Here is a 22,939-nt window from a genome sequence, read left to right on the forward strand (position 1 = left end):
CAGCAAAAGAGAGAGACAGGACCTCAATGTCCAACGAACCCTCATTCGGCAAGATGCGCATTGGCCTCGCTACCGCGGAGAATATCCGCGAGTGGAGCTACGGCGAGGTCAAGAAGCCGGAAACCATCAACTACCGCACGCTCAAGCCAGAGAAGGACGGCTTGTTCTGCGAAAAGATCTTCGGCCCATCCCGTGACTGGGAATGCTACTGCGGCAAGTACAAGCGCGTACGCTTCAAGGGCATCATTTGTGAGCGCTGTGGTGTTGAGGTAACTCGCGCCAAGGTGCGTCGCGAACGTATGGGCCACATCGAGCTTGCTGCTCCAGTGACCCACATCTGGTACTTCAAGGGTGTTCCATCACGCTTGGGTTACTTGCTTGACTTGGCTCCGAAGGACCTCGAAAAGGTCATCTACTTCGCTGCCTACATGATCACGCACGTTGATACCGATCGCCGTCATGCCGAATTGCCGAACCTCCAGGCTCAGCATGACATCGACAAGAAGCGTTTGGAAGATCAGCGCGACGCTGACATCGCCGCTGTGGCAAAGGACCTCGAAGCCGAGCTTGCTTCTTTGGAAGCTGAAGGCGCGAAAGCCCCAACCACCAAGAAGGCTCGCGACATGGCCGATAAGACCATGGCGCAGATCCGCAAGCGTGCAGATGCCGAAATCGCTCGTCACGAGCAGGTTTGGGATCGCTTCAAGAACCTCAAGGTCGCTGACCTCGAAGGTGACGAAGGCTTGTACCGTGCATTGCGCGAGAAGTACGGACTGTACTTCGAGGGCTCCATGGGTGCAGAAGCCATCAAGAAGCGTCTCGAGACCTTCGACATGGCTGCTGAATCTGAGCTGTTGCACGACATCATTCAGAATGGCAAGGGCCAGCGTAAGACGCGTGCCCTCAAGCGCCTCAAGGTAGTCAACGCGTTCTTGTCTACGGACAACTCGCCACTTGGCATGGTTCTTGACGCCGTTCCAGTGATCCCACCAGAGCTTCGCCCAATGGTGCAGCTCGACGGTGGACGCTTCGCAACGTCTGACCTCAACGACCTGTACCGCCGTGTGATCAACCGCAACAACCGCCTCAAGCGTTTGTTGGACCTCGGCGCACCGGAAATCATTGTCAACAACGAAAAGCGCATGCTTCAAGAAGCTGTGGACTCCTTGTTCGACAATGGTCGTCGTGGCCGTCCGGTCACTGGACCGGGCAACCGTCCATTGAAGTCCCTTTCCGACATGCTCAAGGGTAAGCAGGGTCGTTTCCGCCAGAACCTTCTTGGTAAGCGCGTTGACTACTCCGGCCGTTCCGTGATCGTTGTTGGTCCGCAGCTGAAGCTGCACCAGTGTGGTCTGCCAAAGCAGATGGCGTTGGAGCTCTTCAAGCCGTTCGTGATGAAGCGCTTGGTTGACCTCAACCACGCACAGAACATCAAGAGCGCTAAGCGCATGGTGGAGCGTTACAACCCGCACGTGTGGGATGTTCTCGAAGAGATCATCACCGAACACCCCGTGCTGTTGAACCGTGCACCTACCCTGCACCGCTTGGGTATCCAGGCCTTCGAGCCACAGCTCGTTGAAGGTAAGGCACTCCAGCTTCACCCGCTGGTTTGTGCTGCATTCAACGCCGACTTCGACGGTGACCAGATGGCAGTTCACTTGCCGCTGTCCCCAGAAGCTCAGGCTGAAGCTCGCATCCTGATGCTCTCGAGCCACAACATCCTGAAGCCTTCCGATGGCCGTCCAGTTGCTTTGCCTTCTCAGGACATGATCATTGGTCTGCACCACTTGACCACCAAGCGTCCAGGTGAAAAGGGCGAGGGCCGTGTGTTCTCCACTCCTGCCGAAGCCATCATGGCTCACGACAAGGGTGACCTTCACTTGAACTCGATCGTCAAGATCCGCGTTGAGAACTTCGTTCCTTCCGCGGAAATGGCAGCACCAGAAGGTTGGACCGAGGGCGAGCCAGCACTCATCGAAACCTCCCTGGGACAGGTGCTCTTCAACGACACCCTTCCTGAGGACTACCCATGGGTTGAAGGCGTTGCCGGTAAGGACAAGCTGTCCGAAATCGTCAACGACTTGGCTGAGCGTTACCCGAAGGTTCAGGTTGCACTCACCCTTGACCACCTCAAGGATGCAGGCTTCCGTTGGGCTACCCGCTCCGGTGTGACCGTTGCTATCTCTGACATCACCTCCAACATGGACAAGGCCGCAATCCTTGCTCCATACGAAGAGCGTGCTCTCAAGGTGCAGCAGAACTACGACACCGGTTTGATCGCTGACGACGAGCGCCGCCAGGAGCTCATCGAAATTTGGAACAAGGCAACTGACGAAGTTGCTGAAGCCATGAAGAACGGCATGGAGCGCTTGAACACCATCAACCGTATGGTGACCTCAAAGGCTCGTGGTAACTGGCTGCAATTGCGCCAGATCGCCGGTATCCGTGGTCTCGTGTCCAACCCGAAGGGTGAAATCATCCCTCGTCCGATTAAGTCTTCCTACCGTGAAGGCTTGTCCGTTCTCGAGTACTTCATCGCTACGCACGGTGCCCGTAAGGGTCTTGCTGATACGGCTTTGAAGACCGCTAACTCGGGTTACTTGACGCGTCGTCTCGTGGACGTTTCGCAGGACGTTATTGTCCGCGAAGCTGACTGTGGCACCGAGCGTGGCTTGAACGTCACGATCGCTGCTCCAAACGAAGTGACAGGCGAGTTGGTCTTGGACGAGTCCGTTGAGAACTCGGCTTATGCTCGTACGCTTGCTGTTGACGTTGTTGACGACAACGGCGAGATCTTGGGCCGCGCCGGTGAGGACGTCGGAGACGTAGCAATCAACAAGTTCTTCACGGCTGGTGTCACGAAGATCAAGATTCGCTCCGTACTGACGTGTGAATCCAAGGTTGGAACCTGTGCAGCTTGCTACGGCCGCTCCTTGGCAACGGGTAAGACCGTTGACATCGGAGAAGCTGTCGGCATCATCGCGGCACAGTCCATTGGTGAACCGGGTACCCAGTTGACCATGCGTACCTTCCACACCGGTGGTGTTGCTTCCGCAGAAGACATCACCCAGGGTCTGCCACGTATTCAGGAACTCTTCGAAGCGCGTACGCCTAAGGGTGTCGCGCCGATCTCCGAGGTTGCTGGCCGCGTGAGCATCGAAGACACTGATCGTCAGCTCCGCTTGGTGATCACCCCTGACGACGGATCCGAAGAGATTGCGTACCCGGTCTTGCGCCGTGCACGTCTGCTGGTCAAGGACGGAGACTCTGTCTCTGTTGGTGAGCAGCTGGTCGCGGGTGCTATTGACCCGAAGCAGGTTCTTCGTGTTCTTGGCCCACGTGAAGCTCAGAAGTTCCTCGTTCGTGAAGTTCAGAACGTGTACCAGTCACAGGGTGTAGGCATCCACGACAAGCACGTTGAAGTGATCGTTCGCCAAATGCTTCGCCGCATCACCGTGATCGAGTCCGGCGACACCAACCTGTTGCCAGGCGAGTTGACGGACCGCGCACGCTTCACCGACGAGAACCGTGCAGCCGTTCAGCAGGGTCTGACCCCAGCATCCGGCCGTGACGAACTCATGGGTATCACCAAGGCATCCTTGGCAACCGAGTCGTGGCTCTCCGCGGCATCGTTCCAGGAAACCACCCGCGTCTTGACGCAGGCGGCAATGGAAGCCAAGGAAGACACCTTGTTGGGTCTCAAGGAGAACGTCATCATCGGTAAGCTCATCCCAGCCGGCACCGGCTTGGATCGCTACACCCAGGTTGACGTGGAACCGACCGAAGAAGCACGTGCAAACGTCTTCACCGGACCGAGCGCCTTCTCCGGCTTCGACTACGAGGGACTGGATACGCCTCAGGGTGCTCCGGACTACCTCGCGATGTCGATGGACGACTACAACTTCGGTAGCGGCGACTTCCGTTCGTAATTGACTGGAGTCTTCGCTAGCTGAAGAACCGCAGGGCCCGTGCTTTTCGAAGCGCGGGCCCTGCGCCTTTTAAGGGTTATAGGCCAAAATGTGTGTAAATGTCTGGCGTGTCATTGGTGGCGTCGGCCTCCCCATCCGTTTTGTAGGCCGTTTCCGTCTTCCCAGCTGAAGTGGTTGTCGTAGGTTGGTGGCGTGTCAGTTTCTTCGTTGACTGCTTGTTTTCTTGGTGGGTTGAAATGTTCTGGCGACACTAGGGTCCATGGTTCTCGTGGGAATTCGGTGAGTGAGTCTAGGAGCCAGTCCACCGCGGTTCGTGCGTGGGCCTCGGGTAGCCCGCGATGAAACCGTAAGAGGTCTTTGATGGCCTTGTTAGGGCCACCCTCTAGTGGGGAGGTCGTGCGGTGAACTTTCTGCCCCGAGTCTGGTTGAAGGGTGGTTTCTAACCACGTGAACAAACACTTGTCCTTGATCAAGCGTCGGTAAATGTTCCGGGCTCTGCGGAGGCGTTGATGCGTGTACCACCACTGGCTGGTTTGGGGAACGCTCGAGGGTCGTTCCTGCCCGGTACGCGCGTAGGTGCGGTGGCGTAAGAACTCGTCCCATCTCGCTTCCCATCGCGCGTATTCACGCACCCACGAGGCGGCTTCTTCCTGGGTGCGTACTTTCATCAGCGCGCTCGTGAGAGCGGCAAGCTCTTTCCCGGCAGGTAAACGTGGCTGGTAGGTGAGTTCACGGCGGATGTTCCGAAAGATATGGAAATAGCAGCGCTGTACCCTCGTGCTCGGCCATGAATCCTTCAACGCAGATCTGAGCCCGGTACCACCGTCAATGATCGCGATTTTTGGTGCTGGGATGCGTTCGAGTAATGCCTGCCACGCGATCTTTTTCTCGGTATCGCACCACTGCCAATCAATCACGTGCTGACCGTTGAATGCGATCAGCACGCACCACCCGTTGAAATACGTGCCATCAAGCATGATCTGATGATGAATCTGTCCCGTCGCGGCCGGTGGCGGTACCCGAACATTCCAGCACCAACTGGTGTCGCGTCGAAAAGAGCGGCTCGAAGACCCAAAATCGGATTGAGAGCGGGAGCTCAAGATCCAGGACATGAACGCAGCCAATTCGGCCTTACGGGATACATCAGAACGAGTTCGAGTCGTTGACGCCCCACAGTCCAGACAACGCCACCGCGTTCGGCCGGCCGTCGTTTTCCCGTTTTTGACCAACACACGATCACATACACCACAACGTGGCCGATTCGAAGCAACAGGCACCCCATATGCTCCCAAAGCATATGCACACCCGTCTTGCCCTACTCACACAAGGGAAGCAAGGCTATTCGTTACACACTTTCTGGCCTATAACCCCCTTTTAACGCCGAATTGCCGGTGGATCTTCGTTCTAGATGCACAAACAGGTAGTTGTATGAACATCTAGTTGTAAAACATGAATGAGGTTGTCAGAGAATATTCGGTCACTGCCCGTGAAGTTGTAGCATGGGGAGTGGGGCTGCGCCGTCGTACTGGAAATCCGCAGCTTCCCGCCAAGCTGCGACGCCCGAATGGCGGAACCTCAGAACGCCGGCGCGTATCCCACCGCAGGGGAGTGGGAAAGTCAAGACCTTAATTGGGAGCAGAAACCCCTCGCGTGCTAAGCTGGTTCCAATTGTTTTTATGTGGCAGATGGACACGGTCCGGGTTGCGGGTAGGTTGCGCAACAAATGCCACATTTTTGCACGCCTACGGTCTTCCCGCAGATCGTGCTGGAAACGACCATCGAATGTGAGCTCATCCCCGCGCTGTACCGGGCGTCTCGCATGGAATTAACATCAACTGGAGGTCACAACAGTGCCTACTATTCAGCAGCTGGTCCGCAAGGGCCGCTCGCCGAAGGTCAATAAGACCAAGGCTCCAGCCCTGAAGGGCAACCCAATGCGCCGTGGCGTATGCACCCGTGTGTACACCACGACCCCAAAGAAGCCGAACTCTGCTCTCCGTAAGGTTGCACGTGTGCGCCTCGCCGGTGGCATCGAAGTTACCGCTTACATCCCAGGTGTGGGACACAACTTGCAGGAGCACTCCATCGTGCTCGTACGTGGCGGCCGTGTGAAGGACCTTCCCGGCGTTCGTTACAAGATTGTTCGTGGTGCACTTGACACGCAGGGCGTGAAGAACCGCCAGCAGGCTCGTTCCCGCTACGGCGCTAAGAAGGAGAAGAAGTAATGCCACGTAAGGGTCCAGCGCCAAAGCGCCCCATCGTGAACGATCCGGTATACGGATCCGCTCTCGTTACGCAGCTCATTAACAAGGTTCTCTTGGACGGTAAGAAGTCCACCGCAGAGCGCATCGTTTACGGTGCCCTCGAAGGTGCACAGGCAAAGACCGGTCAGGATCCAGTAGCAACCCTCAAGAAGGCTATGGATAACATCCGCCCAGCCCTCGAGGTTCGCTCCCGCCGCGTTGGTGGCGCAACCTACCAGGTTCCGGTCGACGTTAAGCCAGGCCGCGCAACCGCTCTTGCTCTCCGTTGGCTCGTTGGTTACTCCAAGGCTCGCCGCGAGAAGACGATGATCGAGCGCCTCCAGAACGAAATCCTGGATGCCTCCAACGGTCTCGGTGCCGCTGTGAAGCGCCGCGAAGATACGCACAAGATGGCTGAGTCCAACAAGGCCTTCGCTCACTACCGCTGGTAATAACGGATTGGTTGTCGTCGCAAGGGCGATAAAGTTTTATCGACTGCGACGACATCCATCACCTCTATCAAGGGAGACACCGTGGCACAGGACGTGCTCACCGACCTCAAAAAGGTTCGTAACATCGGCATCATGGCCCACATTGATGCTGGCAAGACCACTACCACCGAGCGCATCCTGTTCTACACGGGTGTGAACCACAAGCTCGGCGAGACGCACGATGGCGCCTCGACGACTGACTGGATGGAGCAGGAAAAGGAACGCGGTATCACGATTACCTCGGCCGCCGTTACCTGTTTCTGGAACCAGAACCAGATCAACATCATCGACACCCCCGGCCACGTGGACTTCACCGTGGAAGTTGAGCGCTCGCTTCGCGTGCTCGACGGCGCCGTTGCAGTGTTCGACGGTAAGGAAGGCGTGGAGCCACAGTCTGAGACTGTATGGCGCCAGGCTGACAAGTACAACGTTCCACGTATTTGCTTCGTGAACAAGATGGACAAGCTCGGTGCAGACTTCTACTTCACCGTTGACACCATCATCAAGCGCTTGGGCGCAACCCCACTCGTGATGCAGCTTCCGATCGGTTCGGAAAGCGACTTCGTTGGTGTTGTTGACCTCATGACCATGAAGGCCTTCGTTTGGCCAGGCGACGCCAAGGGCGACGTGACCATGGGTGCTAACTACGAAGTTCAGGACATCCCAGCTGATCTCCAGGAACGCGCAGAAGAGTACCGCGCACGCCTCGTTGAGCAGGTTGCTGAAAGCTCCGACGAACTCATGGAGAAGTTCCTTGAGGGCGAAGAGCCAACCAACGATGAGCTCAAGGCCGGCATCCGCAAGATGGTAATCAACTCTGAGGCATACCCAGTCTTCTGTGGTTCTGCCTTCAAGAACCGCGGTGTGCAGCCAATGCTCGACGCCGTGATCGATTACCTTCCTTCCCCACTCGACGTTCCTCCGATGATTGGCCACTTGCCAAGCGACGAAGAGGTTGAGGCAACTCGCGAGCCTTCTGCAGACGAACCATTCTCCGCTCTTGCGTTCAAGGTTGCAGCTCACCCATTCTTCGGTCAGCTCACCTTCATCCGCGTTTACTCTGGCCGTGCAACGCCAGGTATGCAGGTGTTGAACTCCACCAAGGGTAAGAAGGAACGTATTGGCAAGCTCTTCCAGATGCACGCCAATAAGGAAATGCCAGTGGACGAAGTGGTCGCAGGCCACATCTACGCTGTCATTGGCCTGAAGGACACCACCACGGGTGACACGTTGTGCGCAACGGACGCTCCGATCGTTCTTGAGTCCATGTCCTTCCCAGCACCAGTGATCTTTGTTGCTATTGAGCCGAAGACCAAGGGTGACCAGGAGAAGCTTTCCACCGCTATCCAGAAGCTTTCCGCTGAGGACCCAACCTTCACGGTTTCCCTCAACGAAGAGACTGGCCAGACGGAAATCGGCGGCATGGGCGAGCTTCACCTCGACATCATTGTTGACCGTATGCGTCGCGAATACCGCGTGGAAGCAAACGTGGGTAAGCCACAGGTTGCATACCGCGAGACCATCAAGAAGAAGGTCGAGAAGGTAGACTTCACGCACAAGAAGCAGACGGGTGGCTCCGGCCAGTTCGCAAAGGTTCAGGTTACGTTCGAACCTATGGATACGTCCGAGGGCGCATTCTACGAGTTCGAAAATGCTGTCACCGGTGGCCGTATTCCTCGCGAATACATCCCATCTGTTGACGCAGGTATCCAGGACGCAATGCAGTTCGGTATCTTGGCTGGCTACCCAATGGTGGGCGTCAAGGCTACCTTGATCGACGGCGCGTACCACGATGTTGACTCGTCTGAAATGGCGTTCAAGATCGCCGGCTCGCAGGTCTTCAAGGAAGGCGCACGTCGCGCTAACCCAGTTCTGCTTGAACCGTTGATGAACGTTGAAGTCCGTACTCCTGAGGAGTATATGGGCGACGTCATCGGTGACTTGAACTCCCGCCGTGGCTCCATCTTGTCGATGGAAGACGCAGCAGGCGTAAAGGTTATCAAGGCTACCGTTCCACTGTCCGAGATGTTCGGATACATCGGTGACCTGCGTTCCAAGACTCAGGGCCGTGCTGTGTACTCCATGGAGTTCCACAGCTACGCCGAGGTCCCTAAGGCTGTTGCCGAAGAGATCATTCAGAAGTCCCGCGGCGAATAGTCGTGGGAACAGTGCATCGGTGGCGGTGACGGAAAAGCTGCCGCCGCCGATGCGCCCAAGCTGCCAGACTTAAGCGTTGAGCACAACCAAGCAATTTGGTTGCCGCGAGATGCAAAGATTGACAGTCAGGGAGAGTTCCCAGTGCTTGACTATCAAGCTCCGGGGGACCAGTAATTTCATCAATCCGCAAAGACCACAGTAGACTTATACGAGTTTCGCGCGCGATCAGCGGCGAAAAGTAAGTCTTCTGAAATCAAAGTTCTAGGAGGAACCTGTGGCGAAGGCAAAGTTCGAGCGCAGCAAGCCACACGTCAACATTGGCACCATTGGTCACGTTGACCACGGTAAGACCACGTTGACGGCTGCCATTTCCAAGGTATTGGCTGACAAGTACCCTGACCTTAATGAGCAGCGCGATTTTGGCTCGATCGACTCGGCTCCAGAAGAGCGCCAGCGCGGTATTACCATCAACATTTCCCACGTGGAATACCAGACCGAAAAGCGTCACTACGCACACGTTGACGCCCCAGGTCACGCTGACTATATCAAGAACATGATCACCGGTGCTGCTCAGATGGACGGCGCAATCCTCGTGGTTGCCGCTACTGACGGCCCAATGGCACAGACCCGCGAGCACGTTCTTCTTGCTCGTCAGGTTGGCGTTCCTTACCTCCTCGTTGCCCTTAACAAGGCTGACATGGTTGAAGATGAGGAACTTCTCGACCTCGTTGAGATGGAAGTTCGCGAACTTCTTTCTTCCCAGGAATTCGATGGCGACAACGCTCCTGTGATCCGCGTTTCGGGCCTCAAGGCTCTCGAAGGCGATCCACAGTGGGTCAAGTCTGTTGAAGACCTCATGGAAGCTGTTGACGAGTCCATCCCGGATCCAGTACGTGACCGTGACAAGCCGTTCCTCATGCCTATCGAGGACGTCTTCACCATCACCGGCCGCGGTACCGTTGTTACGGGCCGTGCTGAGCGTGGCACCTTGCCAATCAACTCTGAAGTTGAGATCGTTGGCATCCGCCCAGTTCAGAAGACCACCGTTACCGGTATCGAGATGTTCCACAAGCAGCTCGACGAAGCATGGGCTGGCGAGAACTGTGGCCTTCTTCTCCGCGGTATCAAGCGCGAAGATGTTGAGCGCGGTCAGGTTGTTGTGAAGCCGGGTTCCATCACCCCTCACACCAACTTCGAGGCTAACGTCTACATCCTTTCCAAGGATGAAGGCGGACGTCACAACCCGTTCTACTCGAACTACCGTCCGCAGTTCTACTTCCGTACCACGGACGTCACCGGCGTTATCACCCTCCCAGAGGGCACCGAAATGGTTATGCCTGGCGACAACACCGAAATGTCGGTTGAGCTCATCCAGCCAATCGCAATGGAAGAGGGCCTCGGCTTCGCAATCCGCGAAGGCGGCCGCACCGTTGGTTCGGGACGCGTCACCAAGATCACCAAGTAATTTGGTTGATCTCGGGAACTCGCTCTAGCGAATTCTAAGAACTGGACCCCACTGCTTCGGCGGTAGGGTCCAGTTCTTTTTTATGCCCTCCTCCAGTACGACGACTCAGCTCGTTTCCCGCTGCACGCTCACTTCCGTAGGATGAGCGTATGGATTGGATCATTGCTCTAGTCATCGTTGCCGGCCTGGTTGTCGTCGCGCTCTGGGCGCGCAAACACTTTGCGCCGGAAATTGAGCGCTACAAGAAGATCAAGCGAGCGAACGAAATCGACCGCAAGAAACGCTCTAAATAGCGGGGGAGTGGTGATGTTGATCCCACTCGAGGTCGCCTGATCGACGGCGGTTTGCTGTATCTACCACTTATCTGACACAATAGACAAGTTGTTCAAGCGCTTTCTCATGCTCTTTGACCTCTTCTGTTCAGGTTTCTGTTCTAGAAGTCGCCGTCGAGAATATTCAACCGAGATAGCGTCCCTCTCGGGATAATGCCCGGGGTAAGGGTCGCTACCGACCGAAAACGAGAAGCCCAAACATGACCCACCCAAGAATTTAGGTGCTTTCGCGTCCTTGAGATCGCGACACGCCCGAGTTCGGGGGTCGGAGCCTCGGCGGGGTGAGGAACCCGGATTTATCCGGATTCAGTCCGTTGGAGGCGTGCCGGTCCACACGAATGGACCCGTTCGGCACATTGACCGAAACAGTTATTACTGCAGAAAGAGGCTAAGAGCCATGGCGGGACAAAAAATCCGCATCCGGCTGAAGTCGTATGACCACGAGGTCATTGACGTTTCAGCACGGAAGATCGTTGAGACGGTGACGCGTGCAGGCGCTACCGTGGTTGGCCCTGTGCCGCTGCCAACGGAGAAGAACGTGTACTGCGTTATCCGTTCGCCGCACAAGTACAAGGACAGCCGCGAGCACTTCGAAATGCGCACCCACAAGCGGTTGATCGACATCATTGACCCGACGCCAAAGGCTGTCGATTCGCTTATGCGTCTTGACTTGCCAGCAGACGTCAACATCGAAATCAAGCTTTAGAGGGAGGTGCTGAGAGAACTATGACCACTCTTCGTAATGTCAAAGGATTGTTGGGCACGAAGCTCGGCATGACCCAGGTGTGGGATGAAACCAACAAGCTCATCCCCGTCACGGTTGTCCAGGCGGACTCTAACGTTGTCACGCAGCTGCGCAATGCAGAGCGCGACGGTTACACCGCCGTACAGATCGGCTACGGCCAGATCGACCCACGCAAGGTAACGAAGCCACTCGCAGGCCACTTTGAGACTGCTGGTGTTACCCCACGCCGCCACGTTGTTGAATTGCGCACCGCAGACGCTGATTCCTACGAACTTGGCCAGGAACTCACCGTCGAGCTTTTCGAAGCTGGACAAAAGGTTGACGTTGTTGGCAAGTCCAAGGGTAAGGGCTTTGCAGGTGTCATGAAGCGCCACGGCTTCCATGGCGTTGGAGCATCCCACGGTGCACACAAGAACCACCGTAAGCCGGGCTCGATCGGTGGAGCTTCCACCCCGTCCCGCGTTTTCAAGGGTGTTCGCATGGCCGGCCGTATGGGCGCCGTTCGCCACACCACTCTCAACCTGACGCTTCACGGTGTTGACGTTGAGAAGAACCTTCTGTTGATCAAGGGCGCCGTTCCAGGCGCTCGCGGCCAGGTCGTTCTCGTCCGCAGCGCCGTGAAGGGAGCATAAGTAAATGGCTACTCAGGCACTTAAGGTAGATCTCCCAGCAGAGATCTTCGACGTTCAGTCGAACGTTCCGCTCATGCACCAGGTTGTCGTTGCACAGCTCGCAGCAGCTCGTCAGGGCACCCACAAGGTGAAGTCCCGCGGCGAAGTTTCTGGCGCTGGACGTAAGCCGTTCAAGCAGAAGGGAACCGGTCGCGCTCGTCAGGGCTCGATCCGTGCACCTCACATGACCGGCGGTGGCATTGTCCACGGTCCAACGCCTCGCGATTACTCGCAGCGTACCCCTAAGAAGATGAAGGCAGCTGCTCTCCGCGGTGCGCTTTCTGATCGCGCTCGTAACAACCGCATCCACGTTGTTGAGTCTTTGGTTGCCGGCACCACGCCGTCCACCAAGGAAGCATTGGCAACGTTGCGCGGTTTGTCGGATCGCAAGAACCTGCTCGTTGTCATCGACCGCACGAACGACGTGACCGCACTCTCGGTGCGCAACATCCCAGAAGTACACGCCATCTACGTTGACCAGCTCAACACCTACGATGTCCTGGTTTCTGACGACGTTGTCTTCACGAAGGCTGCTTTCGAGGCACTCGTCAACAAGGAGGACGCCAAGTGAGCAACCTTATTGGCAAGGCACCGCACGACGTCATCGTTCGTCCGGTAGTTTCCGAGAAGAGCTACGTGCTCAATGACGAAGGTCGTTACACCTTCATCGTTGATCCACGCTCGAACAAGACGGAAATCAAGCAAGCGATTGAAGCTATCTTCAACGTGAAGGTTGATTCCGTTAACACCATCAACCGTGCCGGGAAGCGTAAGCGCACCCGCCTCGGGTGGGGATCGCGCAACAAGACTAAGCGCGCAATCGTCACCTTGAAGGAAGGCACTATCGACATCTTCGGCGGTCCGCTTTCCTAAGCGGAGACCACTTTAACGAGGAAATAAATTATGGGAATCCGTAAATTCAAGCCGACTACCCCGGGCCTTCGCGGCTCCTCGGTAGCCGACTTCGCAGAAATCACGCGATCGACCCCGGAAAAGTCGTTGCTTCGTCCGCTCACCAAGAGCGGTGGACGTAACAACACCGGTAAGATCACCACCCGTCACAAGGGTGGCGGACACAAGCGTCAGTACCGTCTGATCGACTTCCGTCGTCACGACAAGGACGGCGTGCCAGCAACCGTTGCTCACATCGAGTACGACCCAAACCGCACGGCACGTATTGCTCTTCTTCACTATGCAGATGGCGCGAAGCGATACATCATCGCTCCGGAAAAGCTCAAGCAGGGTGACAAGGTCGAGGCCGGTCCAAACGCTGACATCAAGCCAGGCAACAACTTGCCACTTCGCAACATCCCAGTGGGTACCGTTATCCACGCTGTGGAGCTTCGCCCAGGTGGCGGCGCAAAGATGGCTCGCTCCGCTGGTGCGTCCATTCAGCTCGTCGCTCGCGAAGGCCGCTTCGCACAGTTGCGTTTGCCTTCCGGCGAAATCCGCAACGTTGACGTCCGCTGCCGCGCGACGATCGGCGAGGTCGGAAACGCTGAGCAGTCGAACATCAACTGGGGTAAGGCTGGCCGTATGCGCTGGAAGGGCGTTCGCCCAACCGTTCGCGGTGTTGCCATGAACCCGGTCGATCACCCACATGGTGGTGGTGAAGGTAAGACCTCCGGTGGTCGTCACCCGGTCAACCCGAACGGTAAGCCGGAAGGCCGCACCCGTCGTCCGAATAAGGAAAGCGACAAGCTCATTGTTCGTCGCCGTCGTACTGGCAATAACAAGCGATAGGAGCCTGGAGACATGCCACGTAGCCTGAAGAAGGGCCCCTTCGTCGATCAGCACCTTTTTGTAAAGGTCGCTAATCAGAACGAAAAGGGCACCAAGAACGTCATCAAGACCTGGTCCCGCCGTTCGATGATCATCCCCGACATGCTCGGACACACGATCGCCGTACACGACGGACGCAAGCACATCCCTGTATTCGTTACCGAAGCCATGGTTGGACACAAGCTCGGCGAGTTCGCTCCTACGCGTACTTTCCGCAGCCACGTGAAGGACGACAAGAAGGGCAAGCGTCGCTAAGTCTCTCTGTAAAGAGAAACAAAGCGTTGCAAGCACTTCTTCCGATTTTTGAAAGAAGAGGAAAGCAATGGAAGCCAAGGCAATTGCGCGCCACATCCGCGTAACGCCCATGAAGGCCCGGCGCGTCGTCAACCTGGTTCGTGGTAAGCAAGCGAATGAGGCATTGGCGATCTTGAAGTTTGCCCAGCAGGGCGCTTCTGAGCCTGTGTACAAGGTGTTGGCCTCAGCTGTGGCCAACGCTCGCGTCGCCGCAGACCGCGACGGCGTAGCCTTCAATGAAGATGAACTCTTTGTTAGCGAAGCATTCGTTGACGAAGGACCGACCATGAAGCGGTTCCAGCCGCGTGCCCAGGGCCGCGCTTACCGTATCAACAAGCGCACCAGCCACATCACCGTGGTCGTCGCTACCCCTGAGAAGGGTGGGGAGAAGTAAATGGGTCAGAAGGTTAATCCAAACGGATTCCGTCTTGGCATCACGACGGATCACGTTGCTCACTGGTACGCAGACGGTAACAAGCCAGGTCAGCGCTACAAGGACTATGTTCGTGAGGACATCAAGATCCGCGAGCTCATGACCACCGGCATGGAACGTGCCGGCATCGCGAAGGTTGAGATCGAGCGTACGCGTGACCGCGTTCGTGTTGACATCCACACCGCTCGTCCGGGCATCGTTATCGGCCGTCGTGGCGCTGAAGCAGACCGCATCCGCGGCGAGCTTGAGAAGCTCACGGGCAAGCAGGTTCAGCTGAACATCCTCGAGGTCAAGAACCCCGAGATCGAAGCTCAGCTTGTTGCTCAGGGCATCGCCGAGCAGCTTGCTTCGCGTGTGGCTTTCCGCCGCGCGATGAAGAAGGCTATGCAGTCGGCTATGCGTGCAGGTGCCAAGGGCATCCGCGTGCAGTGCTCGGGCCGCCTCGGTGGCGCTGAAATGTCCCGCAAGGAGTTCTACCGTGAAGGCCGCGTGCCGCTTCACACCCTCCGTGCGAACATCGACTACGGCAAGTTCGAAGCTAAGACCACCTTCGGCCGTATTGGCGTGAAGGTTTGGGTCTACAAGGGCGACTTGACCTCGAAGGAACTCGCAGCTCAGGCTGCAGCAGCTCCAGCGCGAGGCCGTAGCGACCGTCCGGGACGCCCCGCTTCTGGCGAGCGTCGCCGTCGTAATGACCGCAATGCAGCTCCTGCTGCTGAGGCCCAGGCACCAGTTGCCGAGACCGCAGCACCAGTTGCCGCTGAAGGAGGAGAAGCCTAAATGCTTATTCCCCGTCGTGTGAAGCACCGTAAGCAGCACCACCCGGGTCGTTCCGGCGCTGCAAAGGGCGGCACCACTGTTTCGTTCGGTGAGTGGGGTATCCAGGCTTTGACGCCTGCGTACGTTACGAACCGCCAGATCGAAGCAGCTCGTATCGCCATGACCCGTCACATCAAGCGTGGCGGTAAGGTCTGGATCAACATTTATCCAGACCGCCCATTGACGAAGAAGCCTGCTGAAACCCGTATGGGTTCCGGTAAGGGTTCTCCGGAGTGGTGGGTTGCAAACGTCAAGCCGGGACGCGTGCTCTTTGAGCTCTCCGGTGTCAGTGATGAAGTTGCTCGTGAAGCACTTCGTCTCGCGATCCACAAGCTTCCGCTCAAGGCTCGCATCGTTCGTCGTGAGGGTGGTGAATAATCCATGGCTATTGGTACCAAGGATCTTGCCGTAGAGCAGTTGGATCAGTTTGACAACGCTCGTCTTGCAGACGAGTTGAAGAAGGCTAAGGAAGAGTTGTTCAACCTTCGCTTCCAGTCCGCAACGGGTCAGCTTGACTCCAACGGACGTCTCAAGGCTGTAAAGCGCGACATCGCTCGCATTTACACCGTGCTGCGTGAGCGCGAGCTGGGCATTCGTGCCGAGGTTGCTGCTCCTGCAGTTGAAGAGAAGGCCGACAAGAAGGCTAAGAAGGCTTCCAAGAAGTCTGAAGAGACCGCAACCGACGAGGCTACGGAGGAGGCTAAGTAATGAGCGAAAACGAAAACGCTGTAGCGGAACAGGCTGAGCGCAATTCCCGCCGTACCCTTCGTGGTTACGTCGTGTCTGACAAGATGCAGAAGACCATCGTTGTTGACGTTGAGGACCGCAAGAAGCACGCGCTTTATGGCAAGGTTCTTCGCCGCAACAAGAAGCTCAAGGCTCACGATGAGAACAACCAGGCCGGCATTGGCGACTTGGTAGTTATCGCTGAGACTCGTCCTTTGTCTGCTGACAAGCGCTGGCGTCTCGTCGAAATCGTCGAGAAGGCTAAGTAAGCTTTCACATTCTGGTGGCCCGGTAGGAGAAATCCTGCCGGGCTTCCGGTTTTTAACTCCAATTTTTGGGTACGACGACGCAGCTCGCCGGCGTGCCAAGGCTGGGGGAGAGCTTGACAATGGAATTCGCACAAACTAAGGGAATCGGGTAGACTTGTGGTTCTGTGCGTCCACGGGCGAAAGACTATCCACCTTCCGTCACGGGATCCGCGTGCCACAAAGGTGCGCACACAGCATTGGACCCAGTGCCTCGGCCCTGCTTTTTGGTAACCTCCAGTCCGCCCTTGTGGGGCGAGGCCGGTTGCCCTCCAAAGGTAGGGGTAAGCGAAGTGTTCAATGAGTCCATCATCCGTTCCACAAGGCTCATTCGTGAGAACCAGTGAGACGACAGGAGATCACAAGTGATTCAGCAGGAGTCGCGGCTGAAGGTTGCCGATAACACCGGTGCCAAGGAAATCTTGGCTATTCGTGTGCTCGGTGGCTCCAAGCGCCGCTACGCAGGCATTGGTGACGTCATCGTCGCCACCGTCAAGGATGCAATCCCTGGCGGAAACGTAAAGAAGGGCGACGTCGTTAAGGCGGTTATCGTCCGTACCAAGAAGGAACGCCGCCGTGCGGATGGTTCCTACATCAAGTTCGATGAGAACGCAGCAGTCATCTTGAAGAATGACGGCGAACCTCGTGGAACTCGTATCTTCGGCCCAGTGGGCCGCGAGTTGCGCGACAAGAAGTTCATGAAGATCGTCTCCTTGGCTCCGGAGGTGCTGTAACTATGGGTGCAAAGATCAAGAAAGACGATCTCGTCCAGGTCATCAGCGGCAAGGATAAGGGCAAGACGGGCAAGGTCCTTCAGGTCCTTCCCGAAGCCCAGCGTGTCCTCGTCGAGGGTGTTAACCGCGTGACGAAGCACGTACGTGCAGGTCAGAACGAGTCCGGTGCAGTGACCGGCGGTTTGACGGTTGTTGAGGCTCCAGTTCACATTTCTAATGTGATGGTGGTAGACCCAGAGACCAAGAAGCCGACCCGCGTTGGATTCCGTGAGGAAGAAGTTGAAAAGAACGGTGTCAAGAAGACCGTTCGCGTTCGCTTCGCCAAGGCTTCCGGAAAGGCACTGTGATGACTGAGACCGCAGTAAAGATTGAGCCACGCCTCAAGGCAAAGTACAAGAGCGAAATCCGCGAGTCCCTCCAGCAGGAGTTCGGCTACGGAAACGTCATGCAGATTCCAGGCCTTGTTAAGGTCGTCGTGAACATGGGTGTCGGTGAAGCCGCTAAGGATTCCAAGCTCATTGAAGGTGCGATTCGTGACCTCACCGCTATCACCGGCCAGAAGCCGATGGTAACGAAGGCTCGCAAGTCGATTGCACAGTTCAAGCTTCGCGAAGGCATGCCGATTGGCGCGCACACCACGCTGCGCGGCGACCGCATGTGGGAATTCGTGGACCGCTTGGTCACCCTTGCATTGCCACGTATCCGCGACTTCCGCGGCCTCAACGGCAAGCAGTTCGACGGCAATGGCAACTACACGTTCGGTTTGACGGAGCAGGTTATGTTCCACGAAATCAACCAGGACAACGTTGACCGCCCACGCGGTATGGACATCACCTTGGTGACCACCGCTAAGACCGACAAAGAAGGCTTTGCGCTCCTCAAGGCGCTCGGCTTCCCTTTCAAGGCTGACGAAAACTAACCAACTACGTCACAGGTCCGCACTGCGGAAACCATGACGAGGAAGGGCTAAAGCCCACATGACTATGACAGATCCTGTCGCAGATATGCTGACGCGTCTGCGCAACGCAAACTCCGCTCACCACGATTCCGTGGCGATGCCATCTTCTAAGCTGAAGGTGCGCGTAGCGGAGATCCTCAAGAACGAGGGTTACATCGCCGATTTCGCTGAAGAAGACGCAGAGGTTGGCAAGAAGCTGACCATCTCGTTGAAGTTCGGCCCGAACCGTGAGCGCTCCATCGCGGGTGTTCGCCGCATCTCCAAGCCAGGTCTTCGCGTTTACGCAAAGTCCACCAACCTCCCACACGTTTTGGGTGGCCTTGGAATTGCAATCTTGTCCACGTCTTCCGGTCTTTTGACGGACCGCCAGGCTGCAAAGAAGGGCGTGGGTGGGGAAGTCCTCGCCTACGTCTGGTAACGGAAAGGAGAAGAAACCATGTCACGTATTGGACGTCTTCCCATCACCGTTCCCTCCGGCGTTGAAGTCAAGATCGACGGACCTGTGGTGAACGTCAAGGGATCTAAGGGCGAATTGAGCCACACGATTCCTGCAATCCTCACGCTTACTCAGGAAGAGAACACCATCACGGTTTCTCGTCCGAACGATGAGCGCGAATCGCGTTCGTTGCACGGATTGACCCGCACCTTGATCTCAAACATGATCCAGGGTGTCACCGAGGGTTACTCGAAGAAGCTCGAAATCCACGGTACCGGTTACCGTGTGCAGGCTAAGGGCGCAAACCTTGAGTTCGCTCTTGGTTACTCGCACCCGGTCACTGTAGAGGCGCCAGAAGGCATCTCTTTCACCGTTGACGGCGCTAACAAGGTCACTGTTTCTGGCATCAGCAAGCAGCAGGTCGGCGAAGTTGCGGCTAACATTCGTAAGCTCCGCAAGCCGGACCCATATAAGGGCAAGGGCATCCGCTACGCGGGCGAGAACATCCGCCGCAAGGTCGGAAAGGCTGGTAAGTAATTATGGCTATCGGAATTCGAGGCAAATCCAAGGCCGCAGCCCGTGGCCGTCGCCACCTCCGCGTCCGCAAGCGTATCTCTGGCACCACTGCGCGTCCGCGTTTGGTCGTCAACCGCTCTGCACGTCACATCTTCGTTCAGATCGTTGATGACACGCAGGGCAAGACCGTTGCTTACGCGTCCACCATGGAAGCTGACTTGCGCGGCTTCGAAGGTGACAAGACCGCAAAGGCAAAGCGTGTTGGTGAGCTCGTAGCAGAGCGCGCCAAGGCTGCCGGCGTTGAAGCTGTGATCTTCGACCGCGGTGGAAACAAGTACCACGGCCGTGTGGCCGCGGTTGCCGACGGAGCACGTGAAGGTGGGTTGGCACTGTGAGCGAAGAAAACAACCAGAAGGATCCCCAGGTGACTGAAAACACCGAGGCCACCGAGGCAACGGAAGAAACCACCGAGGCTAACGCTCGTGGCGGACGCGGCGACAACCGCGGACGTGGCGAGGGTCGCGGACGCGGCGAAGGCCGTGGCCGTGGAGACCGTCGTGGCAACGATCGCACCGAAGAAAAGGACAAGTTCCTTGAGCGCGTTGTGACCATCAACCGCGTTTCCAAGGTTGTCAAGGGTGGTCGTCGCTTCAGCTTCACCGCACTTGTAGTTGTCGGTGACGGCAACGGCTTGGTTGGCGTTGGCTACGGCAAGGCTAAGGAAGTTCCAGCAGCAATCGCTAAGGGCGTTGAAGAGGCTAAGAAGTCCTTCTTCCGCGTTCCACGCGTTGGCACCACCATCCCGCACCTCGTGCAGGGTGAAGCCGCTGCAGGCGTTGTCCTCTTGCGTCCGGCTTCGCCGGGTACCGGTGTTATCGCCGGTGGTCCAATCCGCGCCGTCTTGGAATGCGCAGGCATCCACGACGTGCTTTCCAAGTCCATGGGTTCGACCAACCAGATCAACATGGTTCACGGCACCATCGATGCGCTCAAGCGCCTCGAGGAGCCAGCAGCCGTTGCTGCTCGCCGTGGTCTGCCTTTGGACGAGGTTGTGCCTCACGCAATGTTGCGCACCCTCCAGAACCAGAAGGCAGGGGTCTAAATGGCTAAGAACCTTGTTCCCAGCGAGAAGTCGTTGGCAATCACCCAGATCAAGTCCGTCATTGGCGGCAAGCAGAACCAGCGGGACACCCTCCGCTCCCTCGGTCTCAAGCGCATCGGCCACACGGTCGTTCGCACTGCAGACGCCGTTACGGTGGGCATGGTTAACACGGTTCCGCACCTCGTGAAGGTAGAGGAGGCTGAGTAATCATGGCTGAAGAAAACGCAATTAAGGTCCACGACCTGCGTCCAGCACCCGGCGCGAAGACCGCCAAGACCCGCGTTGGTCGTGGTGAAGCTTCCAAGGGTAAGACCGCTGGTCGCGGTACCAAGGGCACCAAGGCGCGCTACCAGGTCAAGGCCGGCTTTGCCGGTGGCCAGTTGCCGCTGCAGATGCGCTTGCCGAAGCTTCGCGGCTTCAAGAACCCCTTCCGCGTTGAGTTCCAGGTTGTTAACCTGGACCGCATCTCGGAGTTGTTCCCAGAAGGTGGCGAAATCACCGTTGACAAGCTTGTAGCAGCCGGTGCTGTTCGCAAGAACCAGCCTGTAAAGGTCCTTGGCTCTGGCGACATCACGGTCAAGGTGGATGTAAAGGTTGACGCTTTCTCTGCTTCCGCAGCAGAAAAGATTCAGGCAGCCGGCGGATCCATCTCCGAGCTCTAAGTCTCACCTCGAATATTCGAGAATGAGCAATGCGTAAGGCCTTTGGCGAGTCGGTTTACCGGCCGCCAAAGGCCTTTTCGCTTCTCTCATAGCAAAATAATTGCCCCATTGAGCGTACTGAAAGCCTTCTCGCTAGGCCGTGCGGCGGCGTCGTAGTCCATGATGTGGGCCCCGCGTTAACCGTACTTCCAGCCAGAGCCGATACACTCAACTAGTCATTTCCGTCATCTCGGAACCTCATTCTTCTCAGGAGGACGCTTGTTTAGCGCCATTGCCCGGGTTTTCCGGACGCCTGACCTGCGCAACAAAGTGCTGTTCACGCTCGGTATCATCGCGATTTATCGCCTTGGCGTGTATATCCCCGCACCCGGGGTGGACTACGGCGCTGTACAGCAGTGTCTGGCACTCGGTAATACAACCGGTGGTTTGTACCAGTTCGTAAACCTCTTTAGTGGTGGCGCGCTCCTCCAGGTCTCCATCTTCGCGATGGGAATCATGCCGTACATTACGGCGTCCATCATTGTGCAGTTGTTGCGTGTGGTCATTCCACGCTTCGAAGAGCTGCACCAAGAAGGACAGGCCGGCCAGTCTAAGCTCACGCAGTACACGCGCTACCTGACTATTGCGCTGGGTCTCTTGCAGGCCACCACGCTGGTCTCGCTAGCACGTTCCGGCTCTCTATTCTCCGGCTGTCCGTACCCGATTGTCCCGAACGACGATCTCATCCACGTCTTGCTGATGATCATCACGCTCACCGCAGGTACGTCCCTCATCATGTGGCTCGGCGAAATCATTACCGAGCGCGGCGTGGGCAATGGTATGTCCATCCTGATCTTCGTTTCGATCGCTTCCGGCTTCCCAGCATCCATGGGCGCCATCGCCACCACGCAGGGTTGGGGAGTGTTCTCGCTCGTCATTCTGATCGGATTGATCATCCTGGGCCTTGTGGTCTTCGTGGAGCAGTCGCAGCGTCGCGTGCCAGTTCAGTACGCCAAGCGCATGATTGGCCGCCGCACCGTTGGCGGAACCTCCACGTACATCCCCATCAAGGTCAACATGGCCGGCGTGATCCCCGTGATCTTCGCGAGCTCCATGCTGGCGCTGCCAAGCACGCTGGTGCAGTTCAACATGCGTCCTGATGGAACCTTGCCGGACTGGGCAACCTGGATCCAGACTCACTTGACGAGCACGTCACCGCTGTACATGACGGTCTACGTACTCCTCACTCTGTTCTTCACTTACTTCTATGTTTCGATCACATTCAACCCGGATGAGGTCTCAGACAACATGAAGAAGTACGGTGGATTCATCCCGGGTATCCGTGCGGGTCGACCAACGGCTGAATACTTGCAGTACGTACTGAGCCGCATCACGTTCTCGGGAGCTATTTACTTGGCGTTCGTGGCGCTCATTCCGCTCGTCGCATTCGTCATGATTGGTGCAAACCAGAACTTCCCGTTTGGTGGAACTTCGATCCTCATCATGGTTGGTGTGGGTCTGGAAACCGTCAAGCAAATCAATGCTCAAATGCAACAGCGACACTATGAAGGACTTTTGCGATGACCCGACTCTTGATCATTGGCCCTCCAGGTTCCGGCAAAGGAACGCAGGCTGCTCGTATATCCGAGCGCCTCGGTGTAGTGGCAATCTCCACGGGTGACATCTTCCGTGCGAACGTCAAAGAGATGACGCCTCTTGGCATCGAAGCCAAGAAGTACATCGACAATGGCGACTTCGTGCCGGACTCGGTAACGAACAACATGGTTCGTGACCGCTTGCACCAGGAAGACGTCGCTGACGGCTTCTTGCTGGACGGCTACCCACGCACGGCCCCTCAGGTGATCGCCCTCGACGAGATTCTCGCCGAGAAGGACGCTCAGCTCGACGCCGTGTTGTTGCTGACCGCTGATGATGACGAGCTCGTGGACCGTTTGTTGAAGCGTGCCGAGATCGAAGGTCGTCAGGATGACAACGCTGAAGTAATCCGTCACCGCTTGTCCCTGTACCACCAGGAGACTCAGGTAGTCATCGACCAGTACCAGGACCGCGGCATTGTTCGCGAAGTCAACGGACTGGGTGAGATCGACGAAGTGACTGAGCGCGTTTTGGACGCTCTCGGCGCTAAGTAAGTATAAGAAG

General features: G+C 56.9%; 29 protein-coding genes. 28 read left to right on the top strand and 1 reads right to left on the bottom strand.

The genetic code is table 11. The features are described 5' to 3' along the window. Window positions 1-26 precede the first annotated feature (26 nt). Window positions 27-3,929, top strand: a complete 3,903-nt coding sequence (locus BKA12_RS00640) for a DNA-directed RNA polymerase subunit beta' (protein ID WP_183639876.1) — start codon at window positions 27-29, stop codon at window positions 3,927-3,929. 110 nt (window positions 3,930-4,039) lie between these two features. On the opposite strand, the gene BKA12_RS00645 is transcribed toward BKA12_RS00640, so the two are convergent. Then, window positions 4,040-5,206, bottom strand: coding sequence for an IS1249 family transposase (locus tag BKA12_RS00645; RefSeq protein ID WP_183639878.1), 1,167 nt, complete (start codon window positions 5,204-5,206; stop codon window positions 4,040-4,042). A gap of 573 nt (window positions 5,207-5,779) precedes the next feature. Here BKA12_RS00645 and rpsL point away from each other — a divergent pair. From rpsL to BKA12_RS00780, 27 genes are all read left to right on the top strand, one after another. Beyond that, a complete protein-coding gene (gene rpsL / locus BKA12_RS00650; RefSeq protein WP_071894958.1) occupies window positions 5,780-6,154 on the top strand; it encodes a 30S ribosomal protein S12 in 375 nt (124 codons plus the stop codon). Continuing rightward, window positions 6,154-6,624, top strand: a complete 471-nt coding sequence (rpsG, locus tag BKA12_RS00655; RefSeq protein WP_071894959.1) for a 30S ribosomal protein S7 — start codon at window positions 6,154-6,156, stop codon at window positions 6,622-6,624. The genes rpsL and rpsG overlap by 1 nt, the downstream gene beginning before the upstream one ends. Window positions 6,625-6,705: 81 nt before the next feature. Further along, window positions 6,706-8,820 carry an elongation factor G gene (fusA, locus tag BKA12_RS00660; protein WP_183639880.1) on the top strand — a complete coding sequence of 705 codons (2,115 nt, stop codon included), beginning with the start codon at window positions 6,706-6,708 and terminating at the stop codon, window positions 8,818-8,820. Window positions 8,821-9,094: 274 nt separating this feature from the next. Next, window positions 9,095-10,285 (top strand): elongation factor Tu, encoded by a 1,191-nt coding sequence (gene tuf / locus BKA12_RS00665; protein WP_071894961.1) that lies wholly within the window; start codon window positions 9,095-9,097, stop codon window positions 10,283-10,285. A gap of 149 nt (window positions 10,286-10,434) precedes the next feature. Beyond that, complete coding sequence (locus BKA12_RS00670) at window positions 10,435-10,578, top strand: hypothetical protein (protein WP_183639882.1); 144 nt, start codon at window positions 10,435-10,437, stop codon at window positions 10,576-10,578. Between the two features lie 436 nt (window positions 10,579-11,014). Beyond that, on the top strand, window positions 11,015-11,323 hold the full coding sequence (gene rpsJ, locus BKA12_RS00675; protein ID WP_003803825.1) for a 30S ribosomal protein S10: 309 nt from the start codon (window positions 11,015-11,017) through the stop codon (window positions 11,321-11,323). 20 nt (window positions 11,324-11,343) lie between these two features. Further along, the gene (gene rplC, locus BKA12_RS00680; protein WP_183639884.1) at window positions 11,344-11,994 is read left to right on the top strand and encodes a 50S ribosomal protein L3; all 651 of its coding nucleotides are present in this window, start codon (window positions 11,344-11,346) and stop codon (window positions 11,992-11,994) included. A 4-nt stretch (window positions 11,995-11,998) separates the two neighbouring features. After that, the gene (rplD, locus tag BKA12_RS00685; protein WP_183639886.1) at window positions 11,999-12,604 is read left to right on the top strand and encodes a 50S ribosomal protein L4; all 606 of its coding nucleotides are present in this window, start codon (window positions 11,999-12,001) and stop codon (window positions 12,602-12,604) included. Next, the gene (gene rplW, locus BKA12_RS00690; protein WP_183639888.1) at window positions 12,601-12,906 is read left to right on the top strand and encodes a 50S ribosomal protein L23; all 306 of its coding nucleotides are present in this window, start codon (window positions 12,601-12,603) and stop codon (window positions 12,904-12,906) included. Before rplD ends, rplW begins: the two co-directional genes overlap by 4 nt. A gap of 30 nt (window positions 12,907-12,936) precedes the next feature. Further along, window positions 12,937-13,776 carry a 50S ribosomal protein L2 gene (gene rplB / locus BKA12_RS00695; protein WP_183639890.1) on the top strand — a complete coding sequence of 280 codons (840 nt, stop codon included), beginning with the start codon at window positions 12,937-12,939 and terminating at the stop codon, window positions 13,774-13,776. Window positions 13,777-13,788: 12 nt separating this feature from the next. Continuing rightward, the gene (gene rpsS / locus BKA12_RS00700; protein ID WP_183639892.1) at window positions 13,789-14,070 is read left to right on the top strand and encodes a 30S ribosomal protein S19; all 282 of its coding nucleotides are present in this window, start codon (window positions 13,789-13,791) and stop codon (window positions 14,068-14,070) included. Window positions 14,071-14,137: 67 nt separating this feature from the next. Next, window positions 14,138-14,503 carry a 50S ribosomal protein L22 gene (gene rplV, locus BKA12_RS00705; RefSeq protein ID WP_183639894.1) on the top strand — a complete coding sequence of 122 codons (366 nt, stop codon included), beginning with the start codon at window positions 14,138-14,140 and terminating at the stop codon, window positions 14,501-14,503. Beyond that, complete coding sequence (gene rpsC / locus BKA12_RS00710) at window positions 14,504-15,322, top strand: 30S ribosomal protein S3 (RefSeq protein WP_183639896.1); 819 nt, start codon at window positions 14,504-14,506, stop codon at window positions 15,320-15,322. It begins immediately after the preceding gene. Beyond that, window positions 15,323-15,739 (top strand): 50S ribosomal protein L16, encoded by a 417-nt coding sequence (rplP, locus tag BKA12_RS00715; protein WP_183639898.1) that lies wholly within the window; start codon window positions 15,323-15,325, stop codon window positions 15,737-15,739. Window positions 15,740-15,742: 3 nt separating this feature from the next. After that, on the top strand, window positions 15,743-16,069 hold the full coding sequence (rpmC, locus tag BKA12_RS00720; RefSeq protein ID WP_183639900.1) for a 50S ribosomal protein L29: 327 nt from the start codon (window positions 15,743-15,745) through the stop codon (window positions 16,067-16,069). Further along, window positions 16,069-16,356 carry a 30S ribosomal protein S17 gene (gene rpsQ, locus BKA12_RS00725; protein ID WP_183639902.1) on the top strand — a complete coding sequence of 96 codons (288 nt, stop codon included), beginning with the start codon at window positions 16,069-16,071 and terminating at the stop codon, window positions 16,354-16,356. Before rpmC ends, rpsQ begins: the two co-directional genes overlap by 1 nt. A gap of 401 nt (window positions 16,357-16,757) precedes the next feature. Continuing rightward, window positions 16,758-17,126 carry a 50S ribosomal protein L14 gene (gene rplN / locus BKA12_RS00730; RefSeq protein WP_183639904.1) on the top strand — a complete coding sequence of 123 codons (369 nt, stop codon included), beginning with the start codon at window positions 16,758-16,760 and terminating at the stop codon, window positions 17,124-17,126. Window positions 17,127-17,128: 2 nt separating this feature from the next. Beyond that, window positions 17,129-17,473 carry a 50S ribosomal protein L24 gene (gene rplX, locus BKA12_RS00735; protein WP_183639906.1) on the top strand — a complete coding sequence of 115 codons (345 nt, stop codon included), beginning with the start codon at window positions 17,129-17,131 and terminating at the stop codon, window positions 17,471-17,473. Next, on the top strand, window positions 17,473-18,045 hold the full coding sequence (gene rplE / locus BKA12_RS00740; protein ID WP_183639908.1) for a 50S ribosomal protein L5: 573 nt from the start codon (window positions 17,473-17,475) through the stop codon (window positions 18,043-18,045). The genes rplX and rplE overlap by 1 nt, the downstream gene beginning before the upstream one ends. 58 nt (window positions 18,046-18,103) lie before the next feature. Further along, window positions 18,104-18,502: a 30S ribosomal protein S8 gene (rpsH, locus tag BKA12_RS00745; RefSeq protein WP_183639910.1), complete on the top strand. Its 399-nt coding sequence runs from the start codon at window positions 18,104-18,106 to the stop codon at window positions 18,500-18,502. Window positions 18,503-18,520: 18 nt separating this feature from the next. Next, the gene (gene rplF / locus BKA12_RS00750) at window positions 18,521-19,057 is read left to right on the top strand and encodes a 50S ribosomal protein L6 (RefSeq protein ID WP_183639912.1); all 537 of its coding nucleotides are present in this window, start codon (window positions 18,521-18,523) and stop codon (window positions 19,055-19,057) included. Window positions 19,058-19,059: 2 nt separating this feature from the next. Next, window positions 19,060-19,431 carry a 50S ribosomal protein L18 gene (rplR, locus tag BKA12_RS00755; RefSeq protein ID WP_183639914.1) on the top strand — a complete coding sequence of 124 codons (372 nt, stop codon included), beginning with the start codon at window positions 19,060-19,062 and terminating at the stop codon, window positions 19,429-19,431. Beyond that, on the top strand, window positions 19,428-20,138 hold the full coding sequence (gene rpsE / locus BKA12_RS00760) for a 30S ribosomal protein S5 (protein ID WP_271394555.1): 711 nt from the start codon (window positions 19,428-19,430) through the stop codon (window positions 20,136-20,138). The genes rplR and rpsE overlap by 4 nt, the downstream gene beginning before the upstream one ends. Further along, on the top strand, window positions 20,139-20,345 hold the full coding sequence (gene rpmD, locus BKA12_RS00765; RefSeq protein WP_183639916.1) for a 50S ribosomal protein L30: 207 nt from the start codon (window positions 20,139-20,141) through the stop codon (window positions 20,343-20,345). Window positions 20,346-20,347: 2 nt separating this feature from the next. Next, complete coding sequence (rplO, locus tag BKA12_RS00770; protein ID WP_071894980.1) at window positions 20,348-20,800, top strand: 50S ribosomal protein L15; 453 nt, start codon at window positions 20,348-20,350, stop codon at window positions 20,798-20,800. Between the two features lie 258 nt (window positions 20,801-21,058). Then, on the top strand, window positions 21,059-22,363 hold the full coding sequence (gene secY, locus BKA12_RS00775) for a preprotein translocase subunit SecY (RefSeq protein WP_183639918.1): 1,305 nt from the start codon (window positions 21,059-21,061) through the stop codon (window positions 22,361-22,363). After that, entirely contained in the window at window positions 22,360-22,929 is a 570-nt protein-coding gene (locus tag BKA12_RS00780) for an adenylate kinase (protein WP_183639920.1), read from the top strand. Before secY ends, BKA12_RS00780 begins: the two co-directional genes overlap by 4 nt. Window positions 22,930-22,939: the final 10 nt, after the last annotated feature.

Origin of the sequence: Neomicrococcus lactis (assembly GCF_014200305.1) — a bacterium.
Taxonomy (GTDB): domain Bacteria; phylum Actinomycetota; class Actinomycetes; order Actinomycetales; family Micrococcaceae; genus Neomicrococcus; species Neomicrococcus lactis.